This is a genomic window from Sphingopyxis sp. OPL5 (assembly GCF_003797775.2).
Lineage (GTDB): Bacteria > Pseudomonadota > Alphaproteobacteria > Sphingomonadales > Sphingomonadaceae > Sphingopyxis.
Genome location: NZ_CP060725.1, coordinates 630,003 through 641,538 on the forward strand (window position 1 = coordinate 630,003; position 11,536 = coordinate 641,538).

The window sequence follows — 11,536 nt, forward strand, 5'->3', positions numbered from 1 at the left end:
GCCCAAAAAGAAAAAGGCCGGATGGATCGCTCCACCCGGCCTTTTGCCATGCGCTAAGCGCAAAGCTTATTTCTTCGCCGGAGCCTTCTTCGCGGCCGGCTTCTTGGCAGCCGGCTTTTCCTCGGCTTCAGCCTTCGGAGCAGCCGCTTTCTTCGCCGGTGCCTTCTTGGCGGGCGCCTCGGCAGCGACGTCTTCGGTCACTACGTCCTTCTTGGCGGCGGGCTTTTTCGCCGCCGCCTTCTTGGCGGGCTTGGCGTCGTGGTCATGATCGTGACCGCAGCCCGGGCCGTGAACGTGGCCGCCATCGTCGTCGGCTTCGATCGCCGCTTCGATTTCTTCGCGGGTCACTTCGCGATCGCTGATCTCTGCCTTTTCGAACAGGAAGTCGACGACCTTGTCCTCATAGAGCGGCGCGCGGAGCTGGGCAGCGGCGAGCGCGTCCTGCTGGACATATTCCAGGAAGCGCTGGCGGTCTTCGGGGCGATACTGCTGGGCCGCCTGGCTGACCAGGCGCTGCATTTCCTGCTGGCTGACCTGGACGCCATGCGCCTGGCCGATTTCCGAGAGGAGCAGGCCGAGGCGGACGCGGCGGACGGCGATCGAACGATATTCGTCCTTGTCCTTTTCGAGTTCGGCCTTCGCCGCCTCGACGTCTTCCTCGTGGCTCGCTTCATGCTCGAGCTGCTGCCAGATCTGGCCGAATTCGGCCTCGACCATCGTCGGCGGCACTTCGAAGTCATGGCTCGCGGCGAGCTGGTCGAGCAGCTTGCGCTTCATATGGGTGCGGGTCAGGCCGTTGAGTTCCTGCTCGACCTGGTCCTTCATGATCTCCTTGAGCTTGTCGAGGCTCTCGAGACCCAGCGATTTGGCGAACTCGTCGTCGATCTTCGACGCGGCGGGGACCTTCACTTCCTTCACCGTGACGGCGAATTCGGCGTTGGCGTCCTTGAGGTCCGCGACCGGATAATCGGCGGGGAAGGTCACCTTGACGATCTTGTCGTCGCCGACCTTCACGCCGACCAGCTGGTCTTCAAAGCCGGGGATGAGCTGGCCCGAACCGATTTCGACCGCCATGTCCTCGCCGGTGCCGCCGTCGAAGGCGACGCCGTCGACCGACCCTGCGAAGTCGATGATGACCTGATCGCCGGTTGCGGCCTTCTTGGTCTTCGGCGCCTCTTCGAAGCGCTTCATCTGGGTGGCGAATTCCTCGATCTTGGCCATGACCGCAGCATCATCGGCGGGCACCGTCAGGCGCTCGAGCTTCAGCCCGTCGATCGACGGGGTCTCGATGACCGGCAGCACTTCGAGCGCGACGGTGATCTCGGCGTCCTTACCGGTCTCATACCCCTCGTCGAGCGTGACCGCGGGCTGCAGCGCGGGGCGCAGCTTTTCGCTGGTCATCAGGTCGCGAACGCCGGCTTCGATCGCCTTGTTCAGCGCGTCGGCCGACAGTGCGGCGCCGTGCATCTTGCGGATCAGGTTCGCCGGCACCTTGCCGGGGCGAAAGCCGGGCATGCGCACCGTCGGGGCAATGCTCTTCACTTCGTCATCGACGCGGGCATCGATATCCTTGGCGGTGATGGTCACGCGATATTCGCGCTTCAGGCCTTCGTTCAGCGTTTCGACGGTCTTCATTGCCTTGGTCTTATCCTTGCTCAAAATCTCTATCCGAACCCCGTCTTGACGACGGCGTTCCCCATTTCCGTGCCTCTGCTCGCGAAGATGGTGCGGGCGAAGGGACTCGAACCCCCACATCTTGCGATACTGGTACCTAAAACCAGCGCGTCTACCAATTCCGCCACGCCCGCTTGAGAAGCTTCGGCCGGATGCACGAATACGCGCGAAAAAGCCGCGCACGCCCGTGCGGGCCGCGCGGCGCTATAGCAGACGGACGGATGAGGGCAAGGCCCGCAACGCAGCCGGAACGTCGGGGCGTGCCGGACGTTGGTCGGCTAAGGAGACGAATGATGACAAGCTATAGCGCCAGCCTGCACGTCCATGCGGCCGACCCGCTGCCGAAGCCCAAGCCCGACACGATCGAACCGATGGCGCCGCCCGAACATCCGGTCCAGCCGACCCCGCAGGAGGACCCCGCCGGCCAGCCGCTCGAAATTCCCGGGAGCCCCGGTGGCGGCGATATCGACCAGCCGGGGCGCGGCCCCAGCGAAGTGCCACCGCAGCAGATATAGAGGCCACCCCCGCCTGTTGCACAGCGATCGGGCGGAGAGAAAATTAGCAAGCGAACCACTTGACCCACCCCCTCTCCCGCCGCCACGATGCGGGCGGGGAGAGACGATGATGAAAATATCGACCGGGGCATTTGCCCTGATGCTCACGGCGCTGGCGGCACCCGCCATTGCGCAGGACGCCACGATTTACCGTGGCGGCCCGATCCTGACGATGGACGGCGATACACCGCAGACAGTAGAGGCCGTCGTGACCAAAGACGGCAAGATCGCCTTTGCCGGGTCGGAAGCGGAAGCGCGCCAGGCCGCCGGGCCTGCTCCCGCGGTCCATGACCTCAACGGCGCGACCATGCTCCCCGGCTTCATCGACGCCCATTCGCATTTCACGGCGGCGACGATGAGCGCGGGCGGACTCGACCTGCGCGACAAGGCGCACGCGGGCGTGACCGACATTCCCGCATTGCAGGCCGCGATACGCGACTATGCGAAATCGTTTCCCGCCGACCGATGGATCGTCGTCTGGCAATATGATCATGAAACCCTCGCCGAAAAGCGCCACATTACCCGCGCCGAACTCGACGCGGTCGCCGCCGACCGGCCGATCGTCGTGCTCCATGTCTCACTCCATGGCGCGGTGGCGAACAGCGCCGCACTCAAGGCTGCGGGGATCGACGACGCGACCCCCGTCCCGCCCGGCGGCATCATGCTCCGCGACGACGCGGGCAAGCTCAACGGCGTTCTCCTCGAAAAGGCGATGTATCTGCTGTTCGCCAAAATGCCGCAGCCGACGGCCGAACAGAAGCTCGCCGCGCTCGACGCCGCGCAAAATGCCTATTTCGCCGAAGGCTATACTCATGCGCAGGACGGCGCGACCCAGCCCCCCGACATCGCCTTCCTGACCAGCCCCGCCGCGCGCGAGCGGCTGAAAATCGACCTTGCCCTCCTGCCCTTCTCGACCGGCCTCGATGCGCTGCTCGCCGATCCGGCGGTCAAATTCGGCGTCTATCAGGACCATGTGAAGCTGCAGGGGATCAAGTTCGTCCTCGACGGATCGGTCCAGGCGCGCACCGGCTATTTCACCCGCGACTATCAGCGCGGCAGCCCCGACGGCTCGCACCCCTGGCACGGCCAGCCCGTCCTTTCCGAGGAGGAATTCTGCACCCAGGCGCGCAAGGTCCACGACCGCGGCTGGCAGATCTTCGCCCATGCCAATGGCGACGCGGCGATCGACATGGCGATCCGCTGCTTCGACGCGCTCGGCATCAAGGCCGCCGACGATCGCCGCCCGATCGTCATCCATTCGCAGTTCCAGCGTCCCGACCAGCTCGCCGCCTACAAGCGCATCGGCGTCGGTCCCGCCTATTTCTCGAACCACACCTGGTATTGGGCCGATGTCCACCGCACCAATTTCCCGAAAGAGGTCGTCGATTTCATCAGCCCCTTCCGCTCGGCGCGTGCGGCGGGCCTGACGCCATCGAACCACAGCGACTACAGCGTCACCCCGCTCGACACGCGCTTCATGCTCTGGACCTCGATGGCGCGCGTCTCACCGACCGGCGTCGTCAGCGGCCCCGACGAGCGGCTGGGCGCCTATGAAGCGCTGCAGGCGCTCACCACCGCCCCCGCCTGGCAGGTCTTCGAGGAGAAGCGCAAGGGCCGCATCAAAGCCGGCCTGCTCGCCGACTTCGTCGTCCTCGACCGCAACCCGCTGACCACGCCGGTGGACGGTATCAAGGCCATCAAGGTCCTGGAAACCATCAAGGAAGGCCGCAGCGTGTGGCGGGCGGAAAAATGACGCCAAAATGATAGCGTTCGACCCGCGTCGCCGCGCGGTAACATTTTGGGGCGAGACGCTTTTCTGATAAGCTTGACCATGCCTCGCAACAGGAGACACGCCATGCGCTCGCCTCTCGCCATCCTGCTTCTCGCCTCCGTCGCCCTGCCCATCGCCGCCTCGGCCCAGCCGGCGTCCGATGTCGCCGACCTCGTCGGCGCGCGCGCCGCGGGCGGCGAAACCCAGTTGCTCGCACGCGGCTACGAATCGCGCCACTCGACCACCGTCGGCGAACAGCGCTACACCTTCTGGTGGAGCCAGCGCACCGGCCGCTGCCTGTCGGTCTCGACCGTCGACGGCCGCTATGGCGCACTGATCGCGGTGCCCCCCGAAAATTGCGACAATGGCCCGCCGCGCGATGCCTATGCGCCGCAACCGCACAGCTATGAACGCCCCGCCGAAAGCGGCTATCGCGACCCCGGCTCGCTCGTCCTCGTCTGTTACGGCGCCGGCACCCGTCCCACCGTCGATGTCAAACCGACCTACAAGTGGAACCCGTGGGATCATAAGTGGGAGTGGAGCAACCAGGTCGGCAATAGCGCGCAGGGCTTCACCAGCGACGTCCAGATCGAACTCTACGGCGATCAGGGGCGTATCCACCTCGGCCCGAAGCTCGTCGCGCCGATCCACAGCGGCGACGATCATGGCTGGTGGGACCTCGACAACCTCGTCGTCACCCCCGACCGCATCACCGCCAGCTATCGCATCAACGGGCTCAACAAGCCGAAGCTGACCGTCGACCGCCGCTCGGGCCGGATCACGATCGACGCGATCACCAATTTTTCGGGCCAGTGCGACAGCGGCGACTGGGGCGCGGGCCAGCGGCGTTTCTAGGGTCCAAGCCCCCTTGGCCGCTTAGCCTTCGGCCCCCGCCGCCGCGACGGGTGCCGTTTCGACCGCTCCGGCATTCGGCGTCGCGACCGCGGCAGCCTCGGCCTGCGCCTTCAGGTCGATAACCCTGTCGCGGTCATAGGCGAGGATGCCGGCAACCCGTGGCATGCGTCCGATGGCAAGGCCGAAAAAATTGTCGAGTTTCCCATGGGCGCGAAAATCCGCCTGTTCGTTGGGATAGGATTGCAGGGAAGCGGGCAGGCCAAAGGCGAGCATCCCACCGGGAAAAAATTTCCCGGTGTCGGTGATCCTTCCCGCCTTCACCTCGAACGAAACCGTGCCCATGCAATAGCAGGTTCCGCTCAAGCCGCCCGGTTTCTTGGAAATCGGACCGTAATAGGCATAGCGCCCCGGCTCCACGCGCAACAAATAGCTGTAGCTCTGCGGGCTTTCGGTCGAGGCCGAGATATGCAGACCATAGAATACCGGATTGCGTTCTTCGATGGATTCGATCGAAAAATTCTCCGGCGTCGGCTCGATCGGCTTTTCCGGCAACTTTTGCCCCTTGCCGTGGGCGAGGCGGGTGCGAAACTCCCAATCCTCCAGCTTGGCGGGATATTTCTGCTGAACAACCGCCAGCGCCGCCGTCCATTCCGCTTCGTATCGGGCGATCGCCGCCTCATCGGGCAAAAGCAGCAGTACGCCGCCTTGCGGAATCGGACTGCGAATATAGACATAACCGCTCTCCGGCTCGATCTTTTCCTTGCCCGACAACAGGTCCCGCTCCTGGATCGTGTCGGCATAGCCGGCCGGCTTCGCGCAGGCGATCGACGAGACGGCGACCGCCACAAACGCCAGCGCGGGCGTCACCATACGGATCATCGTATCAGAACCTCCGCCGTCGGCTTGGGACCGGACGCCACCCGCGCCTGTTTCATCAGATAGGCGGTACGCTTGTCGTCATCGACGCGATTGAAGCCTTCCTCGAAATGAAAGGCTTGCCAGCGCTCCCTTTCCAGGCCGTAACGGTCATATCCCTTATATCCCATGCAGTTGCGCATATTGAGCCGCCGAATCTTGCGACGCTCGGTCGACCCAAGGATCGCATCGTCGATTGGCGCGGTGATCACGTTGCTCAAAGCCCCGGCAAGTCCATATTGTGTGGCATAATAACTCGCCAGGACCGGATCCCGCCCCGCATAATAGATAAGCCCACTGGCCAGCGCATCGCATTCGCTCAGATCGTTGAAGGCGGTATCGAAATCCGTGCCGTCGCGATGGAAATAAAAATATTTGTCATATGTCTTGATATCGTCGGGCGTTGCCGCGAACGCAGTATCCGGCATGGCGACCGCCGCGACTTCCTCGGCGGAGAAAGCCCGCATCGGCGGCGGCGGCTTGATCGCCTGCGCGTGGCCGTCCGGTGGCGCTATCGTCAGACAGATCGCCGCGATCGCGACCGATAGATGGAAATTCCGCATTTCACCCCCACATGCGCACCGATCATCGACCCCCACCGGTCCGCTGAGCGCCTTCCCGGCCTCATCGACCAACTGCAAAGGCCTTGGCTATTTGGCCGCCGCTGCCGACGCAGCCTTCTGCGCGGCGCGTTTGCGCGCGGCTTCGACCCGGTCGGGCGGGTTCATCTTGTCGATGGCGGCCAAGGCTTCGGCTTGCGTCATCGGCGGCGCGCTTTCCATCGGGGGCAGGCTTGCCGCACGATTGATCAAGCCCTGGCACCGGTTTTCCATACGGAAATCGGGCGACAGAGCCGCCTTGGACACCGGGAAGCCGGCGAGTTCGGCGGGAAGCGCCGGCGTGCTCTCAGCAGGCGCGGCGAACAGCGCGGTCGACATGACGATATTCATCATCGTCCCGAATTCGACGAGATCCTGCGACAATGTGACGCCGGCCAGTTGCGGAACGGCGGACTTTCCATCCTCGCGGGCCGTCCACAGGCTCCCGATATCGGCGACTTCGCCCTGCTTGACCTCGAATTGATAGGTGCCGAGTGACAGGCAGGTTTCGCCGACGTTCGAGATTATCCACTGGCCGGGATAGGCCGACAGCAAATAGACCGACTGCCCATCGACTTCCCCGAAACTGCGTCCGGCGTTCACGACCACCAGCACCGTCCGGTCGAAATTGGGCGCGGCGGCTTCTTCGTCGCCCGGTTCGAACGGCTTGCCGGTGGCGGCGTTGATCCGGACGAACGCGACGGGAGTGGGCTTTTCGCTGGCGTTGCTGGGCCCCATACGAACGAGGATGTAGCCCAGCCGCGGATCGAGCTTGATCTTCCCGGGCTTCAGCGGCTCCAGCTTGATCTTCGGAACCTTCGCCGGCTTCTCGGCGGCGGAGGCCGTCGTCACCAGCGGCCCCGACAGCATCGCGGCGGCAGCGAGGGCGATTGCGGTTTTCCTGATCATCGCGACAATTTCTCCGTCGCGGGCACCGGCCCGCTGGCATAGGCGGCCATGCGTTCGACGACTTCGGCGCTCACCAGCCCATCATTGTCGAGGACGATATCGCCCTCGTTGACGAGCGTTTTCCACTGCTCCTGCGGCATGGCGTAACGATCGTAATTCATCATCCCCATGCATTTACGCATGGCGGCATTGCGCATCCGGAAACGGTCGATCTCCGCCATCCGGCCATTGATCATCGCGCCCAACAGCCCGCCGCTGCCGCCGTAACGGTCGCGGAACGACAGGATCGGTCGCGCCTGACCGATGCAATAGATCAGGTCGCCGCGCGCCTGATCGATGGAAACCCCGGCCTTGTGAAACAGAAAGAATTTCGCGCGATCGTCGCCCGTATGGGCTTGCTCGGCCTCGGACTCCGGCGCGGCGGCCAGGGCCACCCCCGACCACGCCGGACATGACGATAAAAGCAGCAGCAACGCTGCCGCACCCGTTTTGCGACCCACTGAAAACCCCCGTTTTTCCCCAATAACGGCTTGCTATGACAGTTTTTGCGGGGAGACAAGGGCCTTTGCGGCCACTTTGCAACGAACCCTGGACCCTCGCGTCAGCCGAGCGCCTTCTTCAGCAACTCGTTGACGACCTGCGGGTTCGCCTTGCCCTGCATCGCCTTCATCGTCTGCCCGACGAAGAAGCCGAACAAGGCTTCCTTGCCGCCCTTATACTGCTCGACCTTGTCGGCATTGGCGGCCAGGATTTTGGCGATCTCGGCCTCGATCGCGCCGGTGTCGCTCGTCTGCTTCAGCCCGTCGCGCTCGACGATCGCGCCCGCGCCGTCGCCGCTTTCGAGCATCTTCTCGAACACCGTCTTGGCGATCGTCCCCGAAATCGTGCCGTCGGCGACCAGGCCGAGCAATTCGCCCGCCTGCGCCGGGCCGACCGGGCAATCCTCGAAGCTCTTGCCGAGCCGGTTGAGCGCCCCGAACAATTCGCTCGTCACCCAATTCGCCGCCGGGGCCGGCTTCGCGCCGGTCGCCAGCAGCGTATCGAACCACAGTGCGCTCTCGACCTCGGCGGTCAGCACATCGGCATTATACGGCGAAATCCCGGCCGCCAGATAGCGTGCGCGCTTGGCGTCGGGCAGTTCGGGCAGGCTGTCGCGGCACTCGGTCAGGAAATCCTCGTCGAGGATCAGCGGCAACAGGTCGGGATCGGGGAAGTAGCGGTAATCATGCGCATCTTCCTTCGACCGCATCGAGCGCGTCTCGTTGCGGTCGGGATCGTACAGCCGCGTTTCCTGCACCACCGTGCCGCCGCTCTCGATCAGTTCGACCTGCCGTTTGGCCTCGCCCTCGATCACCGCCATCACGAAGCGCACCGAATTGACGTTCTTCGTCTCGGTGCGCGTGCCGAATTCGTCGCCGGGCTTGCGCACGCTGACGTTGACGTCGGCGCGCATCGAGCCTTCTTCCATATTGCCGTCGCACGACCCGACATAGCGCAGGATCGAGCGCAGCTTGCGCACATAGGCGCCGGCTTCGGCGGGCGAGCGCATGTCGGGGCGCGAGACGATCTCCATCAGCGCGACGCCCGACCGGTTGAGGTCGACGTACGACATCGTCGGATGCTGGTCGTGCATCAGCTTGCCGGCATCCTGCTCGACATGGATGCGCTCAACCCCGATCACCTTGGCTTCGGGCAGTCCGGCCTTTTCATCGGCCTCGATCGTCAGCGAACCTTCGCCGACAATCGGATGATAAAGCTGCGAAATCTGATAACCCTGCGGCAGATCGGCATAGAAATAATTCTTGCGATCGAAGCGCGAATATTTGTTGATCTCGGCCTCGATCGCCATCCCCGTGCGCACCGCCTGGCGGATGCACTCGCGGTTCGGCACCGGCAGCATGCCGGGCATCGCGGCGTCGACCAGCGACACCTGCGTGTTCGGCTCGGCACCGAACGCCGTCGCGGCGCCCGAAAACAGCTTGGCGTTGGTCGTGATCTGGGCATGGACCTCGAGGCCGATCACGACCTCCCACTCGCCGGTTTCACCCTTGATGCGATAATCGCTCATCTCTCGTCTCTTCGATTTGAACGGATAATCTCGCGCCAAACCTTCCGCTTGTGCCGGGCACAATCCTGGTCGGTTAGCTGAGAATCCTTCTTTCCAGGTCCCGATAGGAGTTCGCCAATGGCCTGAATAGCCGCTTCGACGATTTCTCCTAATGCGCTCACCACCACTTCTCCGCCCGCGCTGTAAACCCAGCCCGCTCTTCGATCGCCAGCCCGGCGTTCAGCACGCCCTGCTCGTCGAAAGCCTTGCCGATGATCTGCAGCCCCAGCGGCAGCCCTTCACGGTTCAGCGCCGCGGGCACCGACATCGCGGGCAGCCCCGCCAGGCTCGCGGGCACCGCGAACACGTCGTTGAGGTACATCGCCAGCGGATCGGCCATCTTTTCGCCCAGCCCGAACGCCGCCGAAGGCGCGGTCGGCGCAAGGATCACGTCGCACGTCCCGAACGCCGCCTCGAAATCGCGCGCGATCAGCGTCCGCACCTTCTGCGCCTGCGTGTAGTACGCGTCGTAAAAGCCCGCCGACAGCACATAGGTGCCGATCATGATCCGGCGCTTGACCTCGGGCCCGAAGCCGTCGGCACGCGTCGCGGCGTACATATCCTGCAACCCCGCCCCATCGGGCAGGTCACGCAAACCATAACGCACGCCGTCATAGCGCGCGAGATTCGACGAGGCCTCGGCGGGCGCGATGATATAATAGGCGGGCAGCGCGTACTTCGTGTGCGGCAGGCTGATCTCGACGACCTCGGCCCCCGCGTCCTTCAGCATCGCGATCCCCGCATCCCACATCGCGTCGATGTCGGGATCGATGCCCTCCAGCCGATATTCCTTGGGAATACCGACCTTCTTGCCCTTGAGATCGCCCGACAAAGCCGCTTCCCAAGCGGGTACCGCCAAATCGAGGCTCGTCGAATCCTTGGGATCGAAACCCGCCATATTTTCGAGCATGATCGCACAGTCGCGCACGTCGCGCGCCATCGGCCCCGCCTGGTCGAGCGAACTCGCGAAGGCGACAATGCCCCAGCGCGAGCAGCGGCCATAGGTCGGCTTGATCCCCGAAATGCCGGTAAAGGCCGCGGGCTGGCGGATCGATCCGCCGGTGTCGGTCCCCGTCGCCGCGGGGCACAGCCGCGCCGCGATCGCGGTCGAGCTGCCACCCGACGACCCGCCCGGCGCGAGCGCCGCATTGCCGCCGTCCTTGCGCTTCCACGGGCTGATCACATTGCCGAAATAGCTCGTCTCGTTCGACGACCCCATCGCGAACTGGTCGAGATTGAGTTTCCCCAACATCCCCGCGCCCGCGTCCCACAATTTCGCCGACACGGTCGATTCATAGCGCGGGACAAAGCCTTCGAGCATATGGCTCGCGGCCGTGGTCTGCACGCCGTCGGTGCAGAACAGATCCTTCATCCCGATCGGCACACCCGACAAGGGTTTCAGCGCCCCCGCCGCACGATCGGCATCGGCCGCCTTCGCCGCGCTCAGCGCATGCTCGGGGGTCTCGACGATAAACGCGTTGAGCGCCTTCGCGCCCGCGACATTGGCGCTGAACGCCTCGGCGACCTCGACGGCGCTGAAATCGCCCGCGCGGTGCCCGTCGCGGATCTGGGCCACCGTTAAATTCGTAAGATCAGTCATGTCTTTTCACCGTTCCCCGGCGAAAGCCGGGGCCCAGGGCGTCACAGCGCCCAATTTTTCGTTTCTGGATCCCGGATCGGTCGCGGCTACGCCGCTGTCCGGGATGATCGAATGATGGACCATCATTCGATCACCTTGGGCACGCCGAAAAAGCCGTGCATCGCCGCCGGCGCATTCGCCAGCACATCGTCGCGGCGGTTGCCGCCGGTCAGCGGGTCGGCGTCGATCACATCGTCGCGCAGCCGCAGTACATTGGGGATCACCGCGGTCATCGGCTCGACCCCGGTCACATCGACCTCGCCGAGTTGCTCGACCCATCCGAGGATGCCGTTCAATTCGCCTTCCATCGCGGCGGCTTCCGCATCGCTGATCGCGATGCGCGCCAGCGACGCGATTTTCCTTACCGTTGCCTGATCGATTGCCATTCATCTTGCCTTTGCGGGAGAAGCTGCGCCGCTAGCATCACCGCCGAAATGCTTCAACCATGATCCTCCCTGTGGCGAAGCCATGGGGAGGTGGCAGCGCGAAGCGCTGACGGAGGGGCATTGGCGC

Annotated in this window: 11 protein-coding genes and 1 tRNA gene; 3 read left to right on the forward strand and 9 right to left on the reverse strand. The window is 64.3% G+C overall.

Annotation, left to right across the window (positions count from 1 at the left end):
- Positions 1 to 66: 66 nt before the first annotated feature.
- Together tig and EEB18_RS03055 are read right to left on the reverse strand one after the other, a co-directional pair.
- On the reverse strand, positions 67 to 1,635 hold the full coding sequence (gene tig / locus EEB18_RS03050; RefSeq protein WP_187140455.1) for a trigger factor: 1,569 nt from the start codon (positions 1,633 to 1,635) through the stop codon (positions 67 to 69).
- 88 nt (positions 1,636 to 1,723) lie between these two features.
- Positions 1,724 to 1,808 (reverse strand) — tRNA-Leu (locus EEB18_RS03055).
- A 159-nt stretch (positions 1,809 to 1,967) separates the two neighbouring features.
- Here EEB18_RS03055 and EEB18_RS03060 point away from each other — a divergent pair.
- The 3 genes from EEB18_RS03060 to EEB18_RS03070 all read left to right on the forward strand — a co-directional run bounded on the left by EEB18_RS03060 (position 1,968) and on the right by EEB18_RS03070 (position 4,854).
- Positions 1,968 to 2,189 carry a hypothetical protein gene (locus tag EEB18_RS03060; RefSeq protein ID WP_056352064.1) on the forward strand — a complete coding sequence of 74 codons (222 nt, stop codon included), beginning with the start codon at positions 1,968 to 1,970 and terminating at the stop codon, positions 2,187 to 2,189.
- Between the two features lie 106 nt (positions 2,190 to 2,295).
- Entirely contained in the window at positions 2,296 to 3,981 is a 1,686-nt protein-coding gene (locus EEB18_RS03065) for an amidohydrolase (RefSeq protein WP_187140454.1), read from the forward strand.
- A 102-nt stretch (positions 3,982 to 4,083) separates the two neighbouring features.
- Positions 4,084 to 4,854, forward strand: coding sequence for a hypothetical protein (locus EEB18_RS03070; RefSeq protein ID WP_187140453.1), 771 nt, complete (start codon positions 4,084 to 4,086; stop codon positions 4,852 to 4,854).
- Positions 4,855 to 4,875: 21 nt separating this feature from the next.
- On the opposite strand, the gene EEB18_RS03075 is transcribed toward EEB18_RS03070, so the two are convergent.
- From EEB18_RS03075 to gatC, 7 genes are all read right to left on the reverse strand, one after another.
- Entirely contained in the window at positions 4,876 to 5,733 is an 858-nt protein-coding gene (locus EEB18_RS03075; protein ID WP_187140452.1) for a hypothetical protein, read from the reverse strand.
- Complete coding sequence (locus EEB18_RS03080) at positions 5,730 to 6,410, reverse strand: hypothetical protein (protein WP_187669069.1); 681 nt, start codon at positions 6,408 to 6,410, stop codon at positions 5,730 to 5,732. The genes EEB18_RS03075 and EEB18_RS03080 overlap by 4 nt, the downstream gene beginning before the upstream one ends.
- A 9-nt stretch (positions 6,411 to 6,419) precedes the next feature.
- The gene (locus EEB18_RS03085; protein WP_187140450.1) at positions 6,420 to 7,277 is read right to left on the reverse strand and encodes a hypothetical protein; all 858 of its coding nucleotides are present in this window, start codon (positions 7,275 to 7,277) and stop codon (positions 6,420 to 6,422) included.
- A complete protein-coding gene (locus EEB18_RS03090) occupies positions 7,274 to 7,777 on the reverse strand; it encodes a hypothetical protein (protein ID WP_187669070.1) in 504 nt (167 codons plus the stop codon). The genes EEB18_RS03085 and EEB18_RS03090 overlap by 4 nt, the downstream gene beginning before the upstream one ends.
- A 101-nt stretch (positions 7,778 to 7,878) precedes the next feature.
- Positions 7,879 to 9,345: an Asp-tRNA(Asn)/Glu-tRNA(Gln) amidotransferase subunit GatB gene (gatB, locus tag EEB18_RS03095; protein ID WP_187140448.1), complete on the reverse strand. Its 1,467-nt coding sequence runs from the start codon at positions 9,343 to 9,345 to the stop codon at positions 7,879 to 7,881.
- A gap of 157 nt (positions 9,346 to 9,502) precedes the next feature.
- Positions 9,503 to 10,984, reverse strand: a complete 1,482-nt coding sequence (gene gatA / locus EEB18_RS03100) for an Asp-tRNA(Asn)/Glu-tRNA(Gln) amidotransferase subunit GatA (protein WP_187140447.1) — start codon at positions 10,982 to 10,984, stop codon at positions 9,503 to 9,505.
- Between the two features lie 122 nt (positions 10,985 to 11,106).
- Positions 11,107 to 11,409, reverse strand: coding sequence for an Asp-tRNA(Asn)/Glu-tRNA(Gln) amidotransferase subunit GatC (gene gatC, locus EEB18_RS03105; RefSeq protein ID WP_187140446.1), 303 nt, complete (start codon positions 11,407 to 11,409; stop codon positions 11,107 to 11,109).
- Between the last annotated feature and the right edge of the window lie 127 nt (positions 11,410 to 11,536).